The 24,135-nt window shown below is 69.2% G+C and carries 27 protein-coding genes, 1 tRNA gene and 1 pseudogene; 14 read left to right on the plus strand and 15 right to left on the minus strand.

Annotation, left to right across the window (positions count from 1 at the left end; translation table 11 throughout):
- Positions 1-20: 20 nt before the first annotated feature.
- Entirely contained in the window at positions 21-1,493 is a 1,473-nt protein-coding gene (locus ACFE7F_RS07920; RefSeq protein WP_375403310.1) for an FAD-binding oxidoreductase, read from the minus strand.
- On the opposite strand from ACFE7F_RS07920, the gene ACFE7F_RS07925 reads away from it, so the two are divergent.
- From ACFE7F_RS07925 to ACFE7F_RS07935, 3 genes are all read left to right on the plus strand, one after another.
- A complete protein-coding gene (locus ACFE7F_RS07925) occupies positions 1,492-1,998 on the plus strand; it encodes a hypothetical protein (RefSeq protein ID WP_375403311.1) in 507 nt (168 codons plus the stop codon). The genes ACFE7F_RS07920 and ACFE7F_RS07925 overlap by 2 nt on opposite strands.
- Positions 1,999-2,091: 93 nt before the next feature.
- Complete coding sequence (locus ACFE7F_RS07930; protein WP_375403312.1) at positions 2,092-3,555, plus strand: DEAD/DEAH box helicase; 1,464 nt, start codon at positions 2,092-2,094, stop codon at positions 3,553-3,555.
- A 14-nt stretch (positions 3,556-3,569) separates the two neighbouring features.
- Positions 3,570-3,728, plus strand: a complete 159-nt coding sequence (locus ACFE7F_RS07935) for a DUF1289 domain-containing protein (RefSeq protein WP_375403313.1) — start codon at positions 3,570-3,572, stop codon at positions 3,726-3,728.
- 28 nt (positions 3,729-3,756) lie between these two features.
- On the opposite strand, the gene ACFE7F_RS07940 is transcribed toward ACFE7F_RS07935, so the two are convergent.
- Together ACFE7F_RS07940 and ACFE7F_RS07945 are read right to left on the minus strand one after the other, a co-directional pair.
- A complete protein-coding gene (locus ACFE7F_RS07940) occupies positions 3,757-4,377 on the minus strand; it encodes a glutathione S-transferase family protein (protein WP_375403314.1) in 621 nt (206 codons plus the stop codon).
- Positions 4,378-4,426: 49 nt separating this feature from the next.
- Positions 4,427-5,302 carry a dienelactone hydrolase family protein gene (locus ACFE7F_RS07945; RefSeq protein WP_375403315.1) on the minus strand — a complete coding sequence of 292 codons (876 nt, stop codon included), beginning with the start codon at positions 5,300-5,302 and terminating at the stop codon, positions 4,427-4,429.
- Positions 5,303-5,380: 78 nt separating this feature from the next.
- On the opposite strand from ACFE7F_RS07945, the gene ACFE7F_RS07950 reads away from it, so the two are divergent.
- Positions 5,381-5,797 (plus strand): secondary thiamine-phosphate synthase enzyme YjbQ, encoded by a 417-nt coding sequence (locus ACFE7F_RS07950; RefSeq protein ID WP_375403316.1) that lies wholly within the window; start codon positions 5,381-5,383, stop codon positions 5,795-5,797.
- Positions 5,798-5,876: 79 nt separating this feature from the next.
- Complete coding sequence (locus ACFE7F_RS07955; RefSeq protein WP_375403317.1) at positions 5,877-7,061, plus strand: acyl-CoA dehydrogenase; 1,185 nt, start codon at positions 5,877-5,879, stop codon at positions 7,059-7,061.
- A gap of 232 nt (positions 7,062-7,293) precedes the next feature.
- On the opposite strand, the gene ACFE7F_RS07960 is transcribed toward ACFE7F_RS07955, so the two are convergent.
- Together ACFE7F_RS07960 and ACFE7F_RS07965 are read right to left on the minus strand one after the other, a co-directional pair.
- Positions 7,294-7,722: a type II toxin-antitoxin system HicB family antitoxin gene (locus ACFE7F_RS07960; RefSeq protein WP_375403318.1), complete on the minus strand. Its 429-nt coding sequence runs from the start codon at positions 7,720-7,722 to the stop codon at positions 7,294-7,296.
- A gap of 20 nt (positions 7,723-7,742) precedes the next feature.
- A complete protein-coding gene (locus tag ACFE7F_RS07965) occupies positions 7,743-7,964 on the minus strand; it encodes a type II toxin-antitoxin system HicA family toxin (protein WP_375403319.1) in 222 nt (73 codons plus the stop codon).
- A gap of 76 nt (positions 7,965-8,040) precedes the next feature.
- Here ACFE7F_RS07965 and proB point away from each other — a divergent pair, with 76 nt between their 5' ends.
- The 5 genes from proB to ACFE7F_RS07990 all read left to right on the plus strand — a co-directional run bounded on the left by proB (position 8,041) and on the right by ACFE7F_RS07990 (position 13,451).
- Entirely contained in the window at positions 8,041-9,177 is a 1,137-nt protein-coding gene (gene proB, locus ACFE7F_RS07970; RefSeq protein WP_375403320.1) for a glutamate 5-kinase, read from the plus strand.
- Positions 9,174-10,406: a glutamate-5-semialdehyde dehydrogenase gene (locus tag ACFE7F_RS07975; protein WP_375403321.1), complete on the plus strand. Its 1,233-nt coding sequence runs from the start codon at positions 9,174-9,176 to the stop codon at positions 10,404-10,406. Before proB ends, ACFE7F_RS07975 begins: the two co-directional genes overlap by 4 nt.
- A 47-nt stretch (positions 10,407-10,453) precedes the next feature.
- On the plus strand, positions 10,454-11,584 hold the full coding sequence (locus ACFE7F_RS07980; protein WP_375403322.1) for a CaiB/BaiF CoA transferase family protein: 1,131 nt from the start codon (positions 10,454-10,456) through the stop codon (positions 11,582-11,584).
- A gap of 407 nt (positions 11,585-11,991) precedes the next feature.
- Positions 11,992-12,747, plus strand: a complete 756-nt coding sequence (locus ACFE7F_RS07985) for a class II aldolase/adducin family protein (protein WP_375403323.1) — start codon at positions 11,992-11,994, stop codon at positions 12,745-12,747.
- Positions 12,748-12,911: 164 nt separating this feature from the next.
- The gene (locus ACFE7F_RS07990) at positions 12,912-13,451 is read left to right on the plus strand and encodes a (2Fe-2S)-binding protein (RefSeq protein ID WP_375403324.1); all 540 of its coding nucleotides are present in this window, start codon (positions 12,912-12,914) and stop codon (positions 13,449-13,451) included.
- 37 nt (positions 13,452-13,488) lie between these two features.
- Here the strand turns inward: ACFE7F_RS07990 and ACFE7F_RS07995 are convergent, their stop codons facing one another.
- On the minus strand, positions 13,489-13,941 hold the full coding sequence (locus ACFE7F_RS07995) for a hypothetical protein (protein ID WP_375403325.1): 453 nt from the start codon (positions 13,939-13,941) through the stop codon (positions 13,489-13,491).
- Positions 13,942-14,016: 75 nt separating this feature from the next.
- Between ACFE7F_RS07995 and ACFE7F_RS08000 the strand changes: the two genes are divergently transcribed.
- Positions 14,017-14,538 (plus strand): RcnB family protein, encoded by a 522-nt coding sequence (locus ACFE7F_RS08000; RefSeq protein WP_375403326.1) that lies wholly within the window; start codon positions 14,017-14,019, stop codon positions 14,536-14,538.
- Between the two features lie 69 nt (positions 14,539-14,607).
- On the plus strand, positions 14,608-15,312 hold the full coding sequence (locus tag ACFE7F_RS08005) for a prolyl hydroxylase family protein (protein WP_375403327.1): 705 nt from the start codon (positions 14,608-14,610) through the stop codon (positions 15,310-15,312).
- On the opposite strand, the gene ACFE7F_RS08010 is transcribed toward ACFE7F_RS08005, so the two are convergent.
- A complete protein-coding gene (locus tag ACFE7F_RS08010) occupies positions 15,309-15,653 on the minus strand; it encodes a hypothetical protein (protein WP_375403328.1) in 345 nt (114 codons plus the stop codon). The genes ACFE7F_RS08005 and ACFE7F_RS08010 overlap by 4 nt on opposite strands.
- 240 nt (positions 15,654-15,893) lie before the next feature.
- On the opposite strand from ACFE7F_RS08010, the gene recJ reads away from it, so the two are divergent.
- Both recJ and ACFE7F_RS08020 read left to right on the plus strand, forming a co-directional pair.
- Positions 15,894-17,648 carry a single-stranded-DNA-specific exonuclease RecJ gene (recJ, locus tag ACFE7F_RS08015; RefSeq protein ID WP_375403329.1) on the plus strand — a complete coding sequence of 585 codons (1,755 nt, stop codon included), beginning with the start codon at positions 15,894-15,896 and terminating at the stop codon, positions 17,646-17,648.
- Between the two features lie 40 nt (positions 17,649-17,688).
- A tRNA-Glu gene (locus ACFE7F_RS08020) sits at positions 17,689-17,763 on the plus strand.
- A 105-nt stretch (positions 17,764-17,868) separates the two neighbouring features.
- On the opposite strand, the gene ACFE7F_RS08025 is transcribed toward ACFE7F_RS08020, so the two are convergent.
- From ACFE7F_RS08025 to ACFE7F_RS08060, 8 genes and pseudogenes are all read right to left on the minus strand, one after another.
- Positions 17,869-18,105 carry a helix-turn-helix domain-containing protein gene (locus ACFE7F_RS08025; RefSeq protein ID WP_375403330.1) on the minus strand — a complete coding sequence of 79 codons (237 nt, stop codon included), beginning with the start codon at positions 18,103-18,105 and terminating at the stop codon, positions 17,869-17,871.
- Positions 18,092-18,310, minus strand: a complete 219-nt coding sequence (locus ACFE7F_RS08030) for a DUF2274 domain-containing protein (protein WP_375403331.1) — start codon at positions 18,308-18,310, stop codon at positions 18,092-18,094. Before ACFE7F_RS08030 ends, ACFE7F_RS08025 begins: the two co-directional genes overlap by 14 nt.
- Positions 18,310-19,539 (minus strand): TrbI/VirB10 family protein, encoded by a 1,230-nt coding sequence (locus ACFE7F_RS08035; protein WP_375403332.1) that lies wholly within the window; start codon positions 19,537-19,539, stop codon positions 18,310-18,312. Before ACFE7F_RS08035 ends, ACFE7F_RS08030 begins: the two co-directional genes overlap by 1 nt.
- Complete coding sequence (gene trbG, locus ACFE7F_RS08040) at positions 19,536-20,393, minus strand: P-type conjugative transfer protein TrbG (protein ID WP_375403333.1); 858 nt, start codon at positions 20,391-20,393, stop codon at positions 19,536-19,538. The genes ACFE7F_RS08035 and trbG overlap by 4 nt, the downstream gene beginning before the upstream one ends.
- A complete protein-coding gene (gene trbF / locus ACFE7F_RS08045; protein WP_375403334.1) occupies positions 20,390-21,223 on the minus strand; it encodes a conjugal transfer protein TrbF in 834 nt (277 codons plus the stop codon). Before trbF ends, trbG begins: the two co-directional genes overlap by 4 nt.
- Entirely contained in the window at positions 21,223-22,509 is a 1,287-nt protein-coding gene (gene trbL, locus ACFE7F_RS08050; RefSeq protein WP_375403335.1) for a P-type conjugative transfer protein TrbL, read from the minus strand. The genes trbF and trbL overlap by 1 nt, the downstream gene beginning before the upstream one ends.
- 107 nt (positions 22,510-22,616) lie before the next feature.
- Positions 22,617-23,345 (minus strand): P-type conjugative transfer protein TrbJ, encoded by a 729-nt coding sequence (gene trbJ / locus ACFE7F_RS08055; protein WP_375403336.1) that lies wholly within the window; start codon positions 23,343-23,345, stop codon positions 22,617-22,619.
- Positions 23,342-24,135, minus strand: a pseudogene (locus ACFE7F_RS08060) (conjugal transfer protein TrbE); the annotation flags it as partial. The gene trbJ and the pseudogene ACFE7F_RS08060, both read right to left, overlap by 4 nt.

Genomic DNA, 24,135 nt, shown 5'->3' on the forward strand with positions numbered 1-24,135 from the left:
CCGCCGGATCGCGCGCCGCTCTATTTGCGGTCCGTCCCCGGCGCAAGCGGGACGAGTTCGTCGGGCACGAGCGGGACCAGCTTGCCCGGATTCATGATGCCCAGCGGGTCGAGCGCCGCCTTGATCGCGCGCATCGCATCCGCGCGGGCGGGCGGGAGCAGCCGCGCGAGCTCGTCCCGCTTCATCTGCCCGATCCCGTGCTCGGCGGAGATCGAGCCGCCTGCGGCCGTCACCAGATCGTGGACGAAGCGCGTCACCCCCGGCGCGGCCTCGGCGTACCAGCGTTCCGGGTCCGCCCCCGCGGGTGCGCGCACGTGGAAATGGACGTTGCCGTCGCCCAGATGCCCGAACCCGCTCGCATGTGTGCCGGGGAAGCGCGCGTCGCACGCCGCAGCCGCCTCGATCATGAAGCGCGGCATGGCGGGGACGGGCACCGAAATGTCGTGCTGCGTCGCGGGCCCTTGCGCGCGCTCGGCTTCCGATATCGAGTCGCGGATGCGCCAGAATGCGTCGGCCTGGCGCTCGCTGGCGGCGACCACCGCATCGTCGCCGAGCCCTTTCGCGAGCGCATCGGCGAGCAGCCGTTCCAGGAGCGCGTCCGGCCGCTCGTCCTCATGGTCGGAGGCGGTCGCCTCGATCAGCAGGTGCCATGGATGCTCCCCGCCCAGCGGCGCGCGGCTGTCCGGCAGATGCGCGAGCACCGCGCGGAGCGATTCCGCGGGCAGGATCTCGAAGCTCTCGACCGCGTCGGTCTGCGCCTGCAGGCGGCGCAACAGCGCGAGCGCCGTATCCGGCGAGGCAACGCCGACCCACGCCGTTCCCCGTGCCGCCACCGCCGGCACCAGCCTGAGCGCCGCCGCCGTCACCACGCCCAGCGTTCCCTCCGCCCCGATCAACAGCTGGTCGAGATTATACCCGCGATTGTCCTTGGGCAGCGCCGCCAGCCCGTCATGAACCGCGCCGTCGGCCATCACCGCCTCCACGCCCGCGACCAGCCCGCGCATCGTCCCGAACCGCAGCACCTGCGTGCCGCCCGCATTCGTCGACACCAGCCCGCCGATCGTCGCCGACCCCCGCGCGCCGAGCATTAGCGGAAAGCGCCGCTCCTGCTCTAGCGCGGCGTCGTTGAGCGTCTGGAGGATGACGCCCGCCTCCGCTACCGCGAGGTTCGCGGCCGGGTCGACCGAACGGATGCGGTTCAGCCGCCGGAGCGACAGGATCACCGCGTCGCCCTCCATCGCCGGCGTCGCGCCGCCGACCATGCCGGTGTTACCTCCTTGCGGCACCAGCGGCACGCGGTGCGCCGCCGCCGCGCGCACCACGGCCGCGACCTGGGCCGTGTCGCGCGGCTCGACCAGCGCCGCCGCGCGGCCCCGGTATCGTCCACGCCAGTCGACCAGCCACGGCACCAAGGCGTTCGCGTCCGTCGTGATCGCCCCATCCGGCAAATGCGGCGCGAGCGTTTCGAGAAATGCGGACCGGGCTGACGTCATGACGTTACCGGTAGCATGCGCTCCCAAGTTCATCACCTATTCAACGAGCCGGCTTACCACGCCCGGCTTGATGCATGTTCCATTGCCTTTCGCGCTGCTCGCGCTCGCCGTCCCGGGGACGACCTCGGACGTCGACCGTGTCGAGCTCGCGCAGCTGACGATCCGCCAGCGCGTTATGGTGCGCGTGCCGCGGATGGAGCCGCCGCGCGCGCCCATGGTCAAGCCGGTCGAATGGCGCGAGAAGAAGGGACCCAGCTGCATCCCCATCGACGAACTCGGCGGCGCCATCGTCACCGCGCGCGACCGGATCGACCTCGTCCTGCGCGGCGGCAAGCGGGTGCGCGCCGAGTTCGACGATGATTGCCGCGGGCTCGATTTTTATCGCGGCTTCTACCTCAAGCCCGCCGCCGACGGCATGGTGTGCGCCGGGCGCGACGTCGTCCGGTCGCGGTCCGGCGCGAAATGCCCGGTGGAACGCTTCCGCAAGCTCGTCCCCAAAGGCTGAGATTCTTGACTTTCCGCTGTAACTCCGCGAGCGCATGACCACGTCTAGGGTCGCCGCATCTTCGCGCGCCCGGGCCTTATCCGGTAAAACCGCATGAGCTTCGCCGATCTCGGCCTTTCCGACGAGCTTCTCCGCACGGTGACCGACGCCGGTTACACCGAACCGACGCCGATCCAGGCGTCCGCGATTCCCAGCGTCCTGATGATGCGTGACATCATCGGCATCGCCCAGACGGGCACGGGCAAGACCGCATCCTTCGTGTTGCCGATGATCGACATACTGGCGCAAGGCCGCAGCCGCGCGCGCATGCCGCGATCGCTGATCCTTGAGCCGACGCGCGAACTCGCCGCGCAGGTGGCCGAGAATTTCGAGAAATATGGTGCCAACCACAAGCTGTCGATGGCGCTGCTGATCGGCGGCGTGTCGATGGGCGACCAGGTCAAGGCGCTGGAGAAGGGTGTCGACGTCCTCATCGCCACGCCGGGCCGGCTGATGGACCTGTTCGGGCGCGGCAATATTCTGCTGACCGGCTGTTCGCTGCTGGTGATCGACGAGGCGGACCGAATGCTCGATATGGGCTTCATTCCGGCGATCGAGGAGATCTGCACCAAGCTGCCCGCGACGCGCCAGACGCTGCTCTTCTCCGCGACGATGCCGCCGCCGATCAAGAAGCTCGCCGACCGATTCCTGTCCAATCCCAAGACGATCCAGGTCGCACGCCCCGCCAGCGCCAACGTCAACATCAAGCAGCTGGTCGTCCCCGTCTCGGCCAACGCCGCCGACAAGCGCGTGCGCCTGCGCCAGCTGCTCGCCCAAGAGGAGGTGACGAACGCGATCATCTTCTGCAACCGCAAGACCACGGTGCGCGAGCTCAACAAATCGCTCAAGCAGCACGGCTTCAAGTCTGGCGAGATCCACGGCGACATGGAACAGGCGCAGCGCATCGCCGAGCTCGACCTGTTCAAGGCGGGCGAGGTCAATATCCTCGTCGCTTCCGACGTCGCCGCGCGCGGGCTCGACATCAAGGGCGTGTCCCACGTCTTCAACTTCGACGCGCCGTGGCATCCGGACGATTACGTCCATCGCATCGGCCGCACCGGGCGCGCGGGCAAGACCGGCACCGCCTACACGCTCGCCACCCCGGCGGACGCGGAGAACATCGCCGAGATCGAGAAGTTGACCGGCCACAAGATCGAGCGTGTGGACGCGCCCACCCCGGCAGCCGCCGAGGATGAACCGCGCCCGGCTGCGAGGCGGAGCCGCGGCGGCCGCGAGGACCGGCCCGCGCGCGCCGAGCGTGCCCCGCGCGAAGATGCGCCCGTAGTGGCCGAAGCGCAGCCCGCCGAACGACGGGTCGGCGAAGAGCGTCCAGCTGCGGCGGACGCGCCCGTCCCGGAACGCGCTCCACGACCGGAACCCGCCGCCCGCTCCGAACGCGGCGGCCGCGACCGAAGCGCCGACCGCGACCAGGACCGCCCGCGCGACCGGGACGGCGGCGCGGAGGAGGGCTGGAACGGCCCCGTCCCCGACTTCCTCCACGTCGCCTTCACCGTCTGAGCACCACCGCTCCCGTGCCGGTCGTAAGCCCGTGCATCGGCACATGCCGCATCGACGAGGCGGGCCTGTGCGAAGGGTGCGCCCGCACTCTGGACGAGATCGCCCGCTGGGGAAGCATGATGCCCGCCGAACGCGATCTGATCATGCGCGCGCTGCCGAGCCGGTCTTCCTGATCCTCGAACGACTTCGGGCAGGATCAGTTCACGCCGCCGCGGCCGGCATCGCCGCGTCATCCAGCGCCGACGCCCGTACATGCGCTTCCCGTTTCGCCAGCCGTCCCCAATATTCCGCGAACGCGTCCCGTTTGGGCAACGTCCCGAACTGCATTCCCCACATCAGATGGCTGCCGACATACACGTCCGCCGCCGTGAACCGATCGCCCGCGATGTAAGGGTGCGTCGCCACCGCCCGTTCCAGCACGTCGACCGTCATGTCGTAGCTGCCGTACCCCGACATCCGCTCCTTGCCCTCGGTCGACACGCCCATGCTCCGGTTGGTGATCGCCTGCTCGACCGGCCCCGCCGCGAAGAACAGCCAGCGGTAATAGGGCGCGCGCTCTTCGCCGATCGGTGCGAGCCCGGCATCCGGAAACGCGTCGGCCAGATACGCGCAGATCGCCGCGGTCTCCGTCACCACCTGCCCTCGGTGGACGATCGCCGGCACCTTGCCCATCGGGTTGAGCCGGAGGAACTCGGGTGCCTTCATCGACCTATCGTAATCGAGCGCCACCGTGTCGTAATCGGCCCCGACCTCTTCAAGAATCCAGCGCGCGATCCGTCCGCGTGACATCGGGTTGGTATATAAGGTCAGGTCGGCGGCCATCGGTGATCTCCCCTGAGTCGTCGTGAACACAAAGGGAACATGGATCACTTCACGCGTCAAGCTCGCGCTTCAGGAACGCCGTGCTCCGCGCCCAGGCTAGGTCGGCCGCCGCCTTGTCGTACCGCTCGGCCGAGGTGTCGTTGTTGAACGCATGGTCCACTCCCGGATAGGTGAACGCCTCCACCCGCTTCCCCGCCGCCTTTAGCGCCTCGGCCCAGGGCAGCGCCGTCGCGTTCACCCGTGCATCCTTCCCCGCCAGCTGGATCATCAAGGGCGTCTGCACCTTTATAGCCTCCGCCGGGTTCGGCGCGGTCCCGTAATAGGGTACGCCCGCCGCCAGCGCCGGCCCCGCCGCGACAGCCAACCGGTTCACGAACGCCCCGCCCCAACAGAACCCGACCGCGCCGATCCGACGCGGGCCGTCCGCCGCCGTGAGCGCGCCGTTCATCACGGCCACCGTGGTTGCAACCGCCGCGCCCAGATCGAGCTGGCCGATCATCGTGCGCGCCCGGTCCTGGTCGGCCGGAGTCCCGCCTGCTCCCGCCAGATAATCGGGCGCGAACGCAGTGAAGCCCGCCAATGCGACCCGGCGCGCGACGTCGCGGATGTGATCGTTCAGCCCGCGATTTTCATGGATCACCATAATCATCGGCCGCCGCGAGCGGCTACGCCTTGGTTGCGCCAGATAGCCCGTCAGCGACGCCGCCCCGGTTCCGATGGTCCGCGTCTCCGTCCGCAGCCGCTTGTCGTCCGCCGCGATCACCGCCGCCGCGGCGGGCGACGCTCCGATCCCCGCGATCAGCCCCTTCGCCGCCGCGACCGACCCCGCCACCGCCGCCATTTCGCGCAGCAACCGCCGCCGGTCGCGGTGCTCGTGCGTGTAATCGTCGTAAAGCCGGACGGCCTGTTCGCGAATGTCGGTCATGGACGGATTCCTGTTGGGTCGAACGCATCCTAGCCGGGTCGCGGGAGAAGGACAGCGCCACCGCGCGTTCCCGCGCCCATGCGCCAGTCCACCACCATGCTCGACCTGCCCACCCCCGGCCAGGGCCTCCACGACGTCACCACCCCGATCACTCGCTGGACGCGCGAGCAGGGGATGCGCGAGGGCTTGCTCACCGTCTTCATCCGCCACACCTCGGCGTCGCTCCTCATCCAGGAGAATGCGTCGCCCGCCGCCGCCCGCGACCTGGAGCGTTGGATGACCCGCCTCGCTCCGGAGTCCCGTGAGTATGAGCATGACGAGGAGGGCCCCGACGACATGCCCGCCCACCTCCGGGCAGCCGTGACCAACACGTCGTTGACGATCCCGTTGATCGACGGCCGCCTCGCGCTCGGCACCTGGCAGGGCGTGTTCCTGTTCGAACACCGCCGTCGCCCGCACGTCCGCCGGCTCGCGCTCCACCTGCTGGGCGAGTAACCCGCGCTTCCCGGAACGAGCGAAGGGCTGGACAAGATGGCGCTTTTCCCCACATCGCCCCCGTAAAGGAGATCAAGTAATGGCGGGCATGGGCCGGTTCGATTGGGAGGATGCGCTCCTCCTCGACGATCAGTTGACCGAGGACGAGCGCATGGTGCGCGACACCGCGCGCGGTTACGCCCGCGACGAACTCCTCCCGCGCATCGTCGACGCCTTCGCGCACGAACGCACCGACCCGGAGATCTTCCGCGAGATGGGCGCGCTCGGCCTGCTCGGCCCCACCATCCCCGAGGAATATGGCGGCGTCGGCGCGTCCTACGTCGCCTACGGACTCGTCGCACGCGAGGTGGAGGCGATCGATAGCGGCTACCGTTCGATGATGAGCGTCCAGTCGAGCCTCGTCATGTACCCGATCATGACCTTCGGCTCGGAGGAACAGCGGCTTAAGTACCTTCCCAAGCTCGCCAGCGGCGAGTGGATCGGCTGTTTCGGCCTGACCGAGCCCGACGCGGGGTCCGACCCCGGTTCCATGACCACGCGCGCCGTGAAGACCGTCGACGGTTACCGCATCTCGGGCGCCAAGACCTGGATCAGCAATTCGCCCATCGCCGACGTCTTCGTCATCTGGGCCAAGTCCGACGCGCATGACGACCAGATCCGCGGCTTCGTGCTGGAACGCGGATCGGACGGCCTCGTCACCCCCAAGATCGACGGTAAGCTGTCGCTTCGCGCCTCGATTACCGGCATGATCATGATGGACGACGTCGAGGTCGGTGACGACGCGCTCCTGCCCGACGTTCAGGGGCTGAAAGGCCCCTTCGGCTGCCTCAACCGCGCGCGTTACGGCATTTCATGGGGCGCGATGGGCGCGGCCGAGTTCTGCCTCCATGCCGCCCGCCAATATGGCCTCGACCGCAAGCAGTTCGGCACCCCGCTCGCCGGCCGCCAGCTCTACCAGAAGAAGCTCGCCGACATGGAAACCGAGATCGCGCTCGGCCTCCAGGCCAGCTTGCGCGTCGGCCGCCTGATGGACGAGGGCCGCTTTGCTCCGGAAATGGTCAGCCTCGTCAAGCGCAACAATGTCGGCAAGGCCCTCGACATCGCCCGTACCGCCCGCGACATGCACGGCGGCAACGGCATCTCGGGCGAATACCACATGATGCGCCACCTGATGAACCTGGAGACCGTCAACACCTACGAGGGCGCGCACGACGTCCATGCGCTGATCCTCGGACGAGCGATTACGGGGTTGGCGGCGTTCTAGGCGCCAGGGCGCACGCGCCGAGCGAAGCTCGAAGCGAGACGCCCCAGCCCGGCCGACGACCGCGCGCATCGATGCGCGCGTGTCGATCGACGACGCGGCTTTGCCGCGGCGTATCTTGCCTGACCCCTTCGTCACCCCGGCCTTGAGCCGGGGTCCCGCTTCTTCTTTCTACGCCGGAGAAGAAGCGGGATGCCGGATCAAGTCCGGCATGACGGAGTAGGTCGACGTCGGTTCAAGCCGCCTCGCGCTCGACTCCCGCAACGTCGAACCGCCGCCCACACACCCACATCGCCTGTTCAAGCTGCGCCACCGTTGAAGCGTGGCGCAGATCGAGCAATCGGTCGATCTGCCGGGGGTTGAGTCCCATCGCCCGCGCGAGATCCGCCTTGCGCCAACCCCGCGCGCGCATCGCTTGATACACGGACAGCTTGAGCGCCCCGAGCAGCGTCGGCGCGACCGTCAGGCGACCATTCGCGGGCGACGGCGGCGGTATGTCCTGTCGGTCGGTCATGTACGAATTCAGGATCGTCTCCAGCCCATCGACCGCGTGATCGAGCGCGTCCCGTTCGTCCTCGCCAAAGGTCGCACCGGGCAGGTCGACGAACGTCACGAGCACCGTGTCGTTATCATCAGGGGCGAGTTCTACGGGGTATTGGTACATGACAGGCTCCAAGCTCGGGATCACTCGATCCCCAAATCCTTCTTGATCTTGCGCATCAGGCCCGTGCCGAGCTGCTTGGCGGACCCATGCTGCGGTATGAAGCTCTTGCGATCGCCGCGCTTCACATCCAGGTGCCCGCCCCTGCCCGGCTCGAACGTGCAGCCCTGCTTGGCCAGGTAACGGCGGAACTGGTCGCTGTTTACGTGAGAAGAGTAGACACATACGTCTATTTGGTCAAGCACTTGCCCGCGCTACACGATCCCGATGCGCGACAGCCGTGACCTCCTGCGTGATGCTCCGATCGGCGACGCTACTGGCGTGGCCGACGATGAACCCACCTTCCCCGCCCTCCTCGCCGACGCCTCCCGCATCACGCTCAAGATCGGCTCCTCGCTCCTCATCGGCCCCGACGGCTCCGGCCTCAGCACCGAGTGGCTCGCCGATCTCGCCGCCGACATCGCCGGGCTGCGGCGCGCGGGCAAGCAGGTGGTTGTCGTCTCGTCGGGAGCGGTCGCGCTCGGGCGCGATCGGTTGGGGACCCGGCGGTCGCCCCGGCTCGAGCTGAAGCAGGCGGCCGCCGCGATCGGCCAGCCATTGCTGATGCGCGCATGGGGACAGGCGCTGGGCGAACACGGGATCGGCTGCGCGCAGCTGCTGCTGACGCTCGACGATACCGAGCGCCGCCGCCGCTGGCTCAACGCGCGCGCGACGACGGAGGCGCTGCTCGCGCACGGGCTGGTACCGATCGTCAACGAGAACGACAGCGTCGCGACCGACGAGCTACGCTACGGCGACAACGACCGGCTCTCCGCCCGCGCGGCGCAGCTGGTGCGGAGCGACCTGCTGATCCTGCTGTCGGACGTGGACGGGCTCCACACCGCAGACCCCGCGCGCGACCCCGCCGCGCGGCATGTGCCCGTGGTCGCCGAGATCACACCGGCGATCCTGGCGCTGGCGGGCGACGCGTCGGTGGCGGGCCCCGGCACCGGCGGGATGCGGACGAAGCTGGCGGCGGCGGGCATCGCCGGGGCGTTCGGCTGTTCGACCGTGATCGCATCCGGCCACGCGCCACATCCGATCGCCGCGCTCTCGGAGGGCGCTCGTTGCACGATCTTCCCCGCCCGTGTCTCGCCCGCGAGCGCCTACAAGCAATGGATCGCCGCCTCGCTCGACCCCGCCGGATCGGTCGCGGTCGATGCGGGCGCGGCGCGCGCCCTCGCCGGCGGCGCGAGCCTGCTCCCCGCCGGAGTCCGCTCCGTAACGGGCGCGTTCGGACGCGGCGCATGCCTCCGCGTCTTGGGTCCGGACGGCGCGGAGATCGCGCGCGGCCTGTCCGCCTACGACGCCGCCGAGGCGCGCGCGATCGCGGGGGCGGGCAGCGCGCGCATCCCGGCGCTGCTGGGCTATGTCGGCCCCGACGAACTGATCCACCGCGGCGATCTGGTGCTCCGATGACCCTGCGAGAACGCATGTCCGACATGGGCCGCTCCGCCCGCCACGCCGCCGAGACGCTGCGCCTTGCCCCGTCCGAGCAGCGCACCGCCGCGATCCGGGCGATGGCGCGCCACATCCGCGCGGCGGAGGACGCGATCCTCGCCACCAACGCCCGCGACTTCGCCGTCGCGACCGGCCGGCATGACCGCCTCGCGCTCGACCCCGCCCGCGTCGCGGCGATGGCGGCGGGGATCGACGTCGTCGCCGACCTCCCCGACCCGCTCGGCCACGAGCTCGCGCGCTGGACCCGCCCCAATGGCCTCGACATCGCGCGCGTCCGCTCGCCGATCGGCGTGATCGGCATGATCTACGAGGCGCGCCCCGGCGTCACCGCCGACGCCGCCGCGATCGCGGTCCGGTCGGGCAACGCGCTGATCCTGCGCTCCGGCTCCGACGCGCTTGGCAGCGCCCGCGCGATCCACCGCGCGGTCGCTGCCGGCCTGGTCGAAGCGGGGTTGCCCGCCGAGACGGTCCAGCTCGTGGACACCCCCGACCGCGACGCCGTCGGGCTGATGCTGGAAGGGCTCGACGGCGCGATCGACCTCCTCATCCCGCGCGGCGGCCGGGCGCTGGTCGAGCGCGTCCAGCGCGAGGCGCGCGTCCCGACGCTCGGCCATCTGGAGGGGAACTGCCACACCTACCTCCACGCCTCCGCCGACCCCGCCATGGCCGCAAGCATCGTGGCCAACGCCAAGCTCCGCCGCGTCGGCATCTGCGGCGCGACCGAGACGCTCCTCGTCGACCGCGCCGCCGCCCCCGACCTGCTGCCCCTCGTCGTCGACGTGCTCCCCGGATGCGAGCTGCGCGGCGACGCGGAGGCGGCGGGGATCGTGCCGATGACGCCCGCGACCGAGGCCGACTGGTCGACCGAGTATCTCGCACCGGTTCTGGCGGTCCGCGTTATTACCGACCTCGACGAGGCGGTCGCGCACATCGCCCGCTACGGCACCGGCCATACCGAGGCGATCGTGGCCGATGACCCCGCCGCCGCCGAGGCGTTCCTCGCCCGCGTCGACAGCGCGATCGTGCTGTGGAACGCCTCCACCCAATTTGCCGACGGCGGCGAGTTCGGTTTCGGCGCGGAGATCGGCATCGCCACCGGCAAGCTCCACGCGCGCGGTCCGGTCGGCCCAGAGCAGCTCACCACCTTCCGCTATGTGGTGCGCGGCACCGGCCAGGTCCGCCCTTAGAACGCGCGACCGCTCGCACTCCCGCCCGCCACGGGGTACGGCGGACCATGCAGTCCCCCCATCCCCTCCACGGCATCAAGGTCATCGAACTCGCCCGCATCCTCGCCGGTCCGTGGGCGGGGCAGGTGCTCGCCGACCTGGGCGCGGAGGTGGTCAAGGTCGAGGGACCGGGCGGCGACGACACCCGCACATGGGGCCCACCCTTCGTTTCCGATCCGGACGGCGGGCGGACAGCGGGCTATTACCACGCCTGCAACCGGGGCAAACGCGTCGTCGTCGCCGACTTCGCCACGCCCGAGGGCCAGCAGGTCGTCCGCGATCTCGTAGTCGACGCCGACGTGCTGATCGAGAACTTCAAGGTCGGCGGGCTCGCCAAATACGGGCTTGACTATGCCAGCCTGTCCGCGCTCAGCCCGCGCCTGATCTATTGCTCGATCACAGGCTTCGGCCAGGACGGGCCCTACGCGCACCGCCCCGGATACGACTTCATCATCCAGGGCATGGGCGGGATCATGGACCTGACCGGCGAACCCGACGGCGCGCCGCAGAAATCGGGCGTCGCCTTCGCCGACCTGTTCACCGGCCTCTATTCGGTGATCGCCATCCAGGCGGCACTCCACATGCGCGAGCGGACGGGGCGCGGGCAGCAGATCGACATGGCGCTGCTCGACACGATGACGGGCGTGCTCGCCAACCAGGCGATGAATTACATGCTGACCGGCATCACCCCGCCCCGCGTCGGCAACGCGCATATGAACGTCAGCCCCTATGCCGTCTTCCCCTGCGCCGACGGCTGGTTCATCCTCGCGGTCGGCAACGATGCGCAGTTCCGGCGGTTCACGAACGTCGTCGGCCTCGACGGAGCCGACCCGCGCTACGCCACCAACGCGCTTCGCCTAGAGCATAAGGCACCGCTCTTCGCCGCGATCGAGGAACGGTGCCGCGCCTTCGGCCGGGACGACCTCCTTGCCCGGCTGGAAGGCGCGAACGTCCCCGCCGGACCGATCAACACCGTCGCGCAAGCCTTCGATGACCCACAGGTCATCCACCGCGGCATGCGCATCAAGGTCGCCCGCGAGGACGGCACCACCCTTCCCGGCCTACGCACCCCCATCCGCTTCAGCGACGCGGAACTGGCGCTTGGCGGCGCGGCCCCCCTCTCGTCACCCCGGGCTTGACCCGGGATCCCGCTTCTTCGTTCCTGCGCCCGACGAGAAAGCGGGATCCCGGCTCAAGGCCGGGGTGACGGAGGGAGAATAAAACAAGACGAGCCCTGCCCCGCTCATCGGCATCCGCATCGTCGAGCTCGCGGGCATGGGCCCCGGCCCCTTGGCGGGCATGATGCTCGCATCCGGCATGCTCGCCGGGCTCTTTCACGAATGACGGACGAAGGTCAGGTACTTGATGAGCTCACCAACCGCTTCCGCCGACACACCCAAGCAAAATGGGTCGATGCCTTCCGCTGGATCGCGCCGTCCTGATCGACCTCGGCTTCTCGGGTGCGGAGATCGCCGATCTCGGCGACCGATTGCCGCCGCCCCGCACCCGTGGCATACTCCGACCGATAAGATCAGGAGAGCACGCCATGGCCACCGCCCTTCGCCGGCCGCAGATATCCGCCGCCGAATGGGAGGCGCGCCAGGAGCTCGCCGCCTGCTACCGCGTCTTCGACATGCTCGGCTGGTCCGAGATGATCTACAACCACATTACCGTGAAGCTGGATGAGGAGGGCGCGTTCCTCATCAACCCCTTCGGCCTCCACTTCTCCGAAGTGACGGCGTCGAACCTCGTCAAGATCGACATCGACGGCAACAAGCTCGACGACAATCCCTACCCGGTGAACCTGGCGGGCTTCGTCCAGCACGCGATCTTCCACCGCAACCTGCCCGACGCGCATTGCATCATGCACACCCACACCACCGCGGGCATGGCGGTCTCGTCGGTCGAAGGAGGCCTGCGTCCCCTCAATTTCTACGCCTGCAACTTCGCTGGCCAAATCGCCTATCACGATTTCGAGGGCGTCACCGTCCGCTCGGAGGAGGGCGAGCGATTGGTCGCCAATCTCGGCAATAAGCGCATGATGTTCCTTCGCAATCACGGCATCCTCGTCATGGGCCGCACCCTGCCCGAGGCGTTCGTCAAGCACTGGGCGCTCCAGCGCGCCTGCGAGATCCAGCTCGCGACGCTCAGCATGGGCGTGCCTCTCGAAGTGCCTGCAGATGTGATCGCGGTCCACCAGCGCGACCTCCACAAGACGTCGGCCTCCGCCAAACCGGGCGCGGCCGACTTCGCCGCGATGGTCCGCAAGGTCGACAAGATCGACACTAGCTGGAGAGACTGATCCACCAGCCGATCCTCCCCCGGAGGGAGAGGGGGACCATGCGAAGCATGGGGGAGGGGTAGCTCTCGACATGCACAGGCCAGGGTAGGTCGAGAGCTACCCCTCCGTCACGCCTTCGGCGCGCCACCTCCCCTTCCAGGGAAGGATCTACGAGGGTCCGATCCATGCGCCTCACCGTCAACAACCAGCCCGTCGAATACCGCCTTGATCCGGACACCCCGCTTCTATGGGCGCTCCGCGACGCGTCGAACCTGACGGGCACCAAATACGGCTGCGGCACCGGCCATTGCGGCGCGTGCATCGTCGATATCGACGGTGACGCCCGCCCCTCCTGCCGCGTGCCTATCGGCGCGATCGAGGGCAGCGCCGTTACCACGATCGAGGGGCTGTCGCGCGACCGGACGCATCCGCTCCAGCTCGCCTTCCTCCATGACAACGTCGTCCAGTGCGGCTTCTGCATCCCCGGGATCATCATGGCCGCGCAGGCGCTGCTTCGCCGCGACGCCGACCCCAGCGAGGCGACCATCCGCGAGCGCATCACCAACCTGTGCCGCTGCGGCGTCCAGCCCCGCCTGTTCGAGGCCATATCCCGCGCCGCGCGCGCCATGCGCGGCGAGGAGGTTATCCCCGCCGGCGCGCGTCCCGGCATCGACGCCGACGACGCCGCCCGCGCCGTCCCCGCGCTCCTGCCGCGCGCCCGCTGATCCTGTCGCTTCGCTGACGACACGGTTCAGCACCGGCTCAATACCCCGTGCGTATTGCCGACGTATCGACCCCCGCGTCCGGGCGACCGAGCGTAGGAGACAAGCCATGAAGCGTCTGGTGGTGGGATTGTTGCTTGCGGCGACCGCATACATACCGCTCGCGGCCGGGGCGCAGCGTCGCGAGGAGTCGATGCAGGCGACCAACGACGTCGATCGTCAGGAACGCCGGGAACGCCGGGCCGAACGTCAGGAAGCGGGTACCGCCGTCCTCACCCCCGCGCCCTCCGTCGACCGTCCGCGCCGCGACCGCGACGGTGACGGCCTGCCTGATCGCCGTCGCGACCGCGCGGAGGTCGCACGTCCTGATCTCGATATCGACCGTGCCCCCCGCCCCGACCGGATCGACCCCGGCCAGGTCGAGCGGGCGGAACGTCCCGATCGCCCCCGCCGCGCGGACGGCGGCTTCACGCGCCCGGACGGCCGTGGCCAACGGCTCGACCGACCCGACGACAGCGTCGTCTCCCCCGATTACGAGACCGATCGACGAGATCGACGTCGGGATCGATTGGAGAACCGCCCCGACCTGCGCCGCGACGATCGCGGACCGCGTCGCGATAGGTTTGACGATCGTGGCGGCTTTCAGAACGACGACCGCTTCGACGAGCGGGGCCGCTTCGGGAACGACCGCCGGCTCGGCGAACGCGACCGGTTCGACGGTCGGCGGGACGGCCGCGGCTTCGACGGGCGCAGCGCCGACCTGTACCGCGGGGGCCAGGTCTGGAACCGAGGCTGGCGCAACGACGACCGCTACGACTGGAACCGTTACCGCGATCGCAACCGGAACGCCTATCGCCTGCCTCGCTACTACGCTCCGCAGGGCGCGGGGTACGGCTATCGCCGCTTCGGCGTCGGCTTCCAGCTGTCGCGCTCGCTGTTCGCGCAGGATTATTGGCTCGACGACCCGTACGATTACCGCCTGCCGCCAGCCTACGGCCCGTACCGCTGGGTCCGCTATCACGGCGACGCGCTGCTCGTCGATCTGCGCACCGGGCGCGTGATCGACGTGGTGTACGACATCTTCTACTGACGGGCCGGGGGCCGGCATTGCACCCGTCCCCCCTTGCCGCGCGGCGACCGATCCAGCATCTTCGCGGCCATGTTCTTCGCCCGCAAGCCACAGGCCCCGACCGCTGCCACTGCCTCTCCCGCCCGCGCGCGCCTCGGTGCCGCGGTCGCTGCCCGCCTGCTCGACCGTCCGCAGGTCCGCCGCACGCCGACCGACGCGGTGAGCATATTCCAACACCCGGATTTCCTAAGTGGCGAACAGTGCGGCGCGCTGGTCGCGGTAATAGACGCGAACCGCCGCCCGTCGACACTTCTGTCCGACCGCGCCGGCACGGGTTTCCGAACCAGCGAGAGCTGCGACATGGACCGCTGGTCGCCCGACATCCGCCCGGTCGATGAGGCCATCGCCGCGCTGCTCGGCCTGGACGCCGCGCACGGCGAAACGATGCAGGGGCAACGCTACGCGCCCGGCCAGCAATTCCGCGCCCACCACGACTATTTCAGCGACCGCGAAAGCTATTGGCCGGCCATGGCGGCGTCGGGCGGCCAGCGTACCTGGACCGCGATGATCTATCTGAACGACGTGCCCGAGGGCGGCGCGACCTGGTTCCCGCGTGCCGGCGTCCGCGTCGCGCCCCGCCGCGGGCTACTCCTGACCTGGAACAATATGGGCCCGGACGGCGCGCCCAACGACGCCACGATCCACGAAGGCATGCCGGTCGTCGAGGGCGTGAAGTATATAGTCACCAAGTGGTTTCGCGAGGGCAGCTGGCTTCGCGACCGGGACGGGGCTTAATTCGCTCCCTTGCCCTCTGCCTTTACCGCGAACAGTTCGTCCCAGAACTTGTCGCACAACAATGCATGCATCTCGTTCCCGTCGCGGCGATCGTCCGGACATCCCGCCTGATACCCGAGCGTGCGCGACGCGAGCTCGTTATGCACCTCCTTGGCGAAGTCGGACCCCAGACGCCTCGTAAGCACGACCATCATCGCGCGCGCGCCTTCCGCTCCCCAAAGCGACCGCGGATCGGGCGCATAGGGAACGACGCCCGGATCCTCGGCCTCCTCCGCGTCGTTGGCCGCCAACTCCTCGTCGATCATCTCGTCGGCGGTCAGGGGTTCGATCGACTGGTCCATGGTTATCCTCCATCGCGGTCCTGGCCGTATCAACGCGCCGGCCATTGAGTCGGCTCCGCCGGCCGTCGGCGCGTTCGAACCGCAAGAAGCCCCTGTCCTACAAGCACATGGCCGGGCATAGGCGGAACAAATGCCGTCCAATCGACCTTTTTCAACGCCGCCCCGCCCAACGCGGCACTCGGCTCGCAACCACGTGTACGCCCATACTTTCCTAAACTTGTTCAGGTTCGGACGCGCGCGATGACCCCCGTTCTCGGCGTGACCCGGTCGATTCTCGGCCAGCCCTGGCGCTGGCGCGCGCTCGCCGCCGACGCGCGCGACGGGCTCAGCCCCGACGATCTCGTGACCCAGCTGCTGCTCGCGCGCGGTTGCCCGCGCGAGGGGCTGGACGAGCACCGCCTTCCCTCCATCCGCGGCTTCATGCCCGACCCTAGCAGCTTCCGCGACATGGATCGCGCGGCCGACCGCCTCGCCGACGCGGTCGAGGCGGGCGAGCAGGTCGCGATCTTCGGCGATTACGATGTCGACGGCGCCACCTCGGCGGCGCTGATGATCCGCGTGCTCCGCGATCTCGGGCTCACGGCGCGGCCCTACATCCCCGATCGTCTCCTCGAAGGCTACGGCCCATCCGGCGCGGCGCTCGTCCGCCTGGCCGCCGAGGGCGCGACGCTGATCGTCACCGTCGATTGCGGCGCGCAGGCGTTCGAGGCGCTGGCGGCGGCGCGTGACGCACAGGTCGATGTCGTCGTCGTGGACCACCACAAATGCGCCTCCGAGCATCCTCACGCGCACGCCTTCGTCAACCCCAACCGCCTGGACGAGGTCGGTGGGGCGGCGCACGGCCATCTGGCCGCGGTCGGCGTGTGTTTCCTGCTCGCCGCCGCGCTGGTCCGCACGCTCCGCGCACGCGGGTACTTCGCGAACCGCGCCGAGCCCAAGCTCATCGACCTGCTCGACATGGTCGCGCTCGGCACAGTGGCCGACGTGGCCCAGCTCCGCGGCCTCAACCGCGCATTCGTCGCGCAGGGTCTGAAGGTCATGGACCGGCGTCGCAACGTCGGCCTGGCCGCGCTGATCGAAGCGTCGCGGCTGACCCGCGCGCCGACCTGCTCCGATCTCGGCTTCGCGCTCGGGCCGCGCATCAACGCGGGCGGACGCGTCGGCCGCGCCGATCTCGGCGTCCGACTGCTCACCACCGACGACCCGGAGGAGGCGCGCCGGATCGCGGCCGAACTCGACCGTCTGAACGGGGACCGCCGCGCGATCGAGGGCGGCGTCCAGGGAGCGGCCGAAGAGATGGCCAGCGCGCACGCCCGCGTCGCGGTCGTGTCCGGGCACGGGTGGCACCCCGGCGTGATCGGCATCGTCGCCGGTCGCTTGAAGGAAAAGCTGGGCAGCCCCGCGGTCGTCATTGCGGTGGACGAGCATGGCATCGGCAAGGGATCGGGCCGGTCGATCACCGGCGTCGATCTCGGCGCGGCGGTGCTTGCCGCGAAGGAGCACGGCTTCATTGTCGCGGGCGGCGGTCACGCCATGGCCGCCGGGCTGACGATCGCGGCCGACCGCATCGCCGATTTCGCCGCGTTCCTGGAGGACCGGCTGGGCGACGCGGTCGACCGCGCAACGGCCGACCGCGCGCTTCTGGTCGACGCGGTGCTCGCCACCGGCGGTGTCACGCGCGATCTGGTGGAGGCCATGGAGGCGGGCGGCCCCTACGGCGCGGGTTGGCCCGCCCCCCGCGTTGCTGCCGGACCCGTCCGCGTCGTGCGCGCGGACGTGGTCGGCAACGGCCATGTTCGCGCGGTCGTCGCGGGCGAGGACGGCCGCAGCCTCAAGGCTGTGGCCTTTCGCCAAGCCGACACCCCGCTCGGGCAGGCGCTGCTCGCCGCGCCGCCCCACCGTCGCCTGTGGCTGGCGGGTCGCGCCAAGCTCGACGACTGGAGCGCCAAGCCAGCCGCCGAGCTGCATGTGGAGGACGCTGCCTGGGCCCTCTAGGTTGACGGCCCGAGGGTTCATCCATAGGTCAGCCGCCGCTGGCCCCTTCGTCTAGTGGTTAGGACGCGGCCCTTTCACGGCTGAGACACGGGTTCGAGTCCCGTAGGGGTCACCAGCGAAAACAATTACTTAGCTCTCACGACCATCCACCCCGCATCAAATTCGTGCAAAATACGTTGGCGGAAATTGGCGAATATGAGCGGATGAATAATTTTGCTAGCTAGGGACTCGAGCGCTCGGTGTGGGTTCGCGAAGTCACGAAAGCACGCAGGCTCTCCACGACGACGAGGCGTGATCGGCCTACTTTGATGGTCGCGATGATACCGTCGTCCATCAGCTCATACAGTTTAGATCGGCCCAACCCCAGCATGGTCATGGCGGCTGGAATGCGGATCGTGAGCGGGTCTGGAGCGACCCGCTGATCACCACCGGCGGCTTGGTTCCTAGCGAGACGCATCGGATCGTCCCGGCCTAGCAAAACGCCGATCACTGTCGAGAAAGCTTTTCAGCATCGCAGGAATTAGTTCACTGACCGGCTCCTGCGTACCGTAGGTTTCTGCGTAGAGCGCCGCATATTCGGCAAGTGCCTGATTAAGCTCCGGCGTGAGACTGATCGTGATCTTGACCGGCACCCGGTCAGGCAGCTTGGGCAGTTTCAGCATCATCCGCTCCAGGGTTCGAGGACAAGATCCTTGTTGACGACCACGCGCAGCGGCCAGCCTGGTCGCACGGTGATCGTCGGTTGAATGTTCAGGTTCTTGGAAACGATCTGGTCGCCTGCGCGCGACGCGTTTTGCTGCGTCGACTCGCGGACGGCGCGCACGAGGTCGCCCTCGCCCCCGATGCTGAGCTCCGTGCCGACGCCAAGCAGCGTGGACAGAGCCACGCCCTTCAGGAGCTGCCAGGTGTGAAGGTCGACCTTGTCGGCGAGGCCGGCGAACCCCCGAGCGTCGCTCGCCGGCATGTTGTCGATCCGGAGCGATGAGCCATTCGGCAGGATGATGCGCTGCCAGACTACGAGCGCGCGCGTCTGCCCGAACGCGACCACGCTGTCATAGCTGCCGATCAGCCGCGACCCTTGCGGGATGAGCACTGTGCGCCCGGTCGCGCTGTCGTCGACGTTCTGCGTCACTTGCGCCGTCACGAGCCCCGGCAAGTCGGAGTTGAGACCAGTGATTAGGCTCGCCGCGATGACGCTCCCTGCCGTGATCGTGTACGGCGACGGGGCCGGCGTCAGCGCGTGCGGGTTCGTGTCCTGCCCGCGACTACCGTCGGCAAGGAAGTCGGCCTTGCGCTGCTGACCGCCTGGATCACGCGCCGGATCAAGCGCTAGCCGCGGGTTGGCAGACGCGTCGCCCGGCTCGGTCGGCGGCGACTCTGAACCGACCGGTGTATTCGCGGCGGTCGGCTTGGTCGTGCCGGAGGTCTGGACCAGAACGCCGGACTCGCGCGCCGCCTTCCGCTCGGCGGCGAGCTGTTCGCGCTGGGCCTCAGCCTGCTGCTCCAGGCGTCTTGCTTGCTCCTCGGCGGGGTCGGGACTGGTCTGCGCATCTTGCGCCCTTCGCTCGGCGTTTAGGATGGGCCGGCCCAAATCGCCCGGCAAAGGCGGCCCAAGTACCGGCACGTCGCCGTACGTCTTGGGCGCGTTCGCCAGCGCGTCGGGTGGTGCCTTCGTGCCCTCCTCCGGCCGGTTCTCATCGGTCGCGACGCCGCGGAACGTGGGCGGCTTGAGCGCGACCCACGCGACCCCGACAAGCGCGGTCGAGCCGAGCGCGGCGATGCCGATCACCACGCCGCGCCGGAACCGCACGACGCGGGCGGGCCGGCCACGCAGCACCATCGTCTCCGGGTCGAGCTTCGGCGGGACCGCCGGTTCGGAAGCCTCGGTCACGGCCGCCCACCCCTGCCCCGCCCGCGCGCTGGCTCCTCGCCCACGCGGCTGATCCTGACCACCTGCTGGGGCTTGGTCCCAAGCCGGAGTTCGGCACGATGGAACAGCCGGTCGACGACATAGTAGCGCCCGCGCACGCGGTAGTTGACGAGCTCGGCCTCGTTCTTGGCACCGAGCAGGAACAGCGGCGGCGCCTCGGTCACGGCGATAGCGGCAGGGAACTCTATGAAGGTCTGCCGGCCATCGTCGAACGCGCGGAGCGGTCGCCAGGGCGGGTCGTCGCCATCGATCCTGTAGCCGAACCGAAGCGCCTCGATCTGGAGCCCCGCCGCTACCGGTGCCGCAGCTTCCGCTTGGCGGCGAGCGCGCACGATCGCGAGCAGCGCATCCTGCGGATAAGTCCATGAGATCGCAGCCATCGCGGTCGCAGCCGTGCTCTCGAGCTGGAGATGGTAGATGCGCCGATCGGTCGCGATGACGAGGTTGGTGCGCAGGCCAGGCGCGAACGGCTTGACCAGAATGTGCGTGCGCTTGACCTCGCCGGCACCGCTCGACGTGTCGCCGACCGTCCAGCGCGCGGTATCGCCGGCCGCGACCGAGACGAGCGTCTCGCCGGGCTGGAGGGCGATGTCGCTGACCCGCTCGGGTGCCGTGTAGAGGCGGTACACGACGCCTTCCGAGTAGGGGTAGACCTGCACGGCATTGACGAACCCTGGCGCGGTCGGTTCGCGCAACGCCGCTCGGTTCGCGGCGGTGACGCGAGCGGCAGAAGCCTTCAGTTTCGCTCGCTGAGCCTCGGCCGGTGCAGGAATTGAGAGCAGAAGGGCTGAGGCAAACAGGATGGTACGGTTCATTGGTCGGTCCTCGGGTTCTGGGGCGAGCTGGCTGGGGCGGCAAGGTTTGGGTCGAGCGGCGAACCGAGCGGCAGGTTTGGCGGGCTCGCGGGGGTCGGGGTCGACGGCTCAGGATCAGGGGGTGGCGCGGCGGGCGTTGCCGCCGGCGCATCGAGCTCGCTGCTCCAGTCGATCGCGTCGACGTAGAGGCCGAGCGGGTTCTTACGGAGCGTGTCGGCCGACTTGGGCGGGCGCACGATCACGGTGAGGATGGCAGTCCAGCGCGACGTGCCGGCGGCGCTACCGCGTTCGAACGCCGTCTCGGTCCATTTGACCTGGAACGAACGAGTGGAGGCGCGGACGACGCTGGTGACCTGGATCGATACGGTGCGCTCGCCGACGCGGGCGAACGGCTGCGCCGAGCGGGCATACTCGCCAAGGAACAGTGCACCGCGTGGGGAAGCGAAGTCGTAGGCTGACAGCCACTGCTCGCGCAGGAGCACGGGATCGAGCGAGACGCTGCGCACGTTCGCGATGAACCGGCCGAGATGCCACGCGACTTGCGGATCGGTCGGCCGGTAGTCAGTCTCGACCGGGGTTACCGCCCGTGCCTCGCCGAGACGGTCCACCTCGACGACGTATGGGACGACGCGGCTCTGCATCGATTGCCAGACGAGCGCGCCCGACAGGCCGGTGGTCAGCGCCAGGCCGCCGAACGCCATCAGCCGCCAGTTCCGGGCTTGGACGCGCGCCGAGCCGATCCGCTCGTCCCAGAGCTGGCCAGCTCGCTGGTAAGGCGTCTCCGGCTCAGGGGTGCGGCCGTAGCGTTGGATGGAGCGTCGGAAGCGCATCATTCGGGTTCCTTGATGTCCGGGGTTGCGGAAGCGCCGCCGCGGTCGCCGTCCTTCAGCGTCTGCAGCGCGACATGGCGGTGATGACGGCCGGCCTGCTCGGCACGGATCTGGCGCGCCCAAGCCGGCGCGCCGGAGGCGTCGCCGCCTTCCGCGCCGCCAGCGGTCGCGGGCTTCGGGTTCATCGCCGCCCAGGCCCCCTGGCGGCCGCGCTCGGCGGCTTGGCCCAGCCCGAGCGCACCGCTGACCTTCTGCGAGGCCGCGCCTTTGACCGCGGCGGCGATGCCGCCGATGCTGGAGCCGCCCGCCTCACGGCCGAGCTTGGCGGCGGTGGATGCAGCGGAGCCCATCGCGGTACCGGCGCGGATCGCGCCGAGCGCAGCGCCGCCCGCCATGCGCGCTGCGCCCGCCGCCGCGCCCGCGCCGAGCGCCAGCGTCCCGGCCGCGCCGACAGCGGTGCCGACCGCGGCGCCTGCGCCGAGCTGCGGCGCACCGGACACGAGCCCCGACGCGATCGACGGCCCAAAGATGCCGAGCCCGAACAGCGCGAGGCTGGCGAGCACGAGCGTCATCGCCTGGCCGATATCGGGTTCTTGCCCCTGCAGTGCGGCCGTGATCTCGGCGAAGAAGCCGGAGCCGATGCCGACGATCACGGCGAGGACCATGACCTTGATGCCCGAAGCCACGACGTTGCCGAGCACGCGTTCAGCCAGGAAACTGGTCCGGTTCCAGAGCGCGAACGGCACGAGAACGAAGCCGGCAAGCGCGGTCAGCTTGAACTCGATGATCGTGACGAAGAGCTGCACGGCGAGGACGAAGAAAGCGATGATCACCACCACCCAGGCGATCAGCAGCACCATGATCGTCAGGAAGTTGTCGAAGAAGGTCGAAAAGCCGAGCATCTGGCTCGCCTGTTCGAGCAGCGGCCACGCCGCCTCGAAACCGGTGCCGGCGAGGCGGCCGGGCTTGAGCAGGTCGCCGGCCGCCATCGTGCCGCCGCCGGCGGTCAGTCCGGCCTGCGCGAACGAGCGGAACACAATGTCGGCGAGCGTGGAGAAGCTGTTCAGGATGAGCGCGAACGCGCCGACGAAGAGGATCTTCTTGAGGAACTTGGCGATGACGTCGTCCTCGCCGCCCAGCGCCCAGAAGAGCCCTGCCAGCGTGATGTCGATCCCGATCAGCACCGTGGTCAGGAAGCCGACATCGTTGCCCAGCAGTCCGAACCCGCTGTCGATGTAGCGGATGAAAGCTTCCATGAAGCGGTCGATGACGTTCAGGTCGTTCACGTCGCTGTCCTGCTCGGGTGGGAAGGTTTGTCGCGGGGCTCGCTCGGGGACAGTTGCGAGCCCCGCGACGAGACGGCGGCGGAGGGAAGCGCCGCCGCCTCAGCTCGTCAGCGCGGCGTGTACGCGCGCCCGGCGCCAAGGAAGCGGCGCGTCGCCCCCCTCGCCTCGTCGCTCTCCTGGACCCTCCGCGCCTGCTCGATCGACTCGCTCCTGAACTGCGCCGCCATCATGGCCTGAAGCTGGAACTGCTGCTTGGCGGTGAGTGCGAGGAGCTGATTGGTGGCCTGCTGCGCCTGCAGCGAACCCTCCGCACCCTGGCTCGTCGCGACAATGGCGGAGAGAGTCTCGGCGTCGTCGCGAACGTTCTCCACGACCTGCGCCTGCACCGTCATGGTATGACGGAACGCGCCCATGCTGGTGTCGAGGCGGTTGCGGGCGTTCCGTACCCGCTGGTCGGTCCGTAGGGCCTGGTCGAAGGCGTCGGGGAACAGGCGGCGGAACTTCTCGTCGAGTTGGTCGACCCGGAAGTCGATCCCCTGCGCCTGGCCCATCAGACGGTCGATCTGCACGAGCTTCTGCTGGAGCTCCCGCAACTGCGGGAAGTCCACGCGCGACAGGTTCTTGGCCATATTGGTCAGCATCGCCGCCTCGTTCTGGAGCGACCGGATCTGCTGGTTGATCTGCTGGAGCGTGCGCGCGGCGGTGAGCAGGTTCTGCGTGTAGTTGGCGACGTCAAACACCGGGATCGCCTGGGCGGGCGTGCTGGTGAACACGCCGGCGGCGAGCGAACCAAGGCTGGCGGCACCGAGCAGCGCGGTGATGACGTACTTCTTCATGGGCGTTCTCCTTCGGGTGTAGCGGAGGCGGGGAAGCGGGCGAGGAGGTCGGCGGCCCAGTCGAGGCCCACCTGGGTCAAAAAGCGGGCCGCGAAGTCGGGGCGCCCGTGCTCCGCCAGGATCGCGTCGATACGGGTCTGGGTCGCGGGATCGGAGGCGCCGCACAGCGCCAGCGCGACGGGGCCAAGCCCGAGCTCGAACAGCCGGTTCCTACGTGCGGACTGGAGGTAGTAGTGGCGCTTGGGCGTCGCGCGCGAGATAAGCTCGATCTGCCGCTCGTTAAGGCCGAACCGCTCATACGCTGCCCGGCTCTGCGGCTCCGCGGCACGGTCGTTGGGCAACAGGATGCGCTGCGGGCAGCTCTCGATGATGGCGGGCGCGATCGAGCTCCCGGCGATGTCGGCCAGGCTCTGCGTCGCGAACAGCACCGCGACGTTCTTCTTGCGCAACACCTTCAGCCACTCGCGGATGCGGGCTGCGAAGAGCGGATGGTCGAGAAAGATCCAGGCCTCGTCGAGCACGAGCAGCGTCGGCCGGCCGGTGAACCGCTCTTCCAAGCGGTGGAACAGGTAGGTCAGCACGGGCGCGACCACGCCCGCCTGCCCCGTCAGCGCCTCGGTCTCGAAGCACTGGACGTCGGCGATGCGAAGATCGTCCTCGGCGGCGTCGAGCAGACGACCGTAGGGTCCGTCGAGGGTGTAGGGCGCGAGCGCCGAACGCAATGCGGCCGACTGGAGCAGCAGCGACAGCCCGGTGAGCGTGCGCTCGTCCTCCGGCGCCGTGCTGAGGC

It is taken from the genome of uncultured Sphingomonas sp., assembly GCF_964235535.1.
Classification (GTDB): Bacteria; Pseudomonadota; Alphaproteobacteria; order Sphingomonadales; family Sphingomonadaceae; genus Sphingomonas.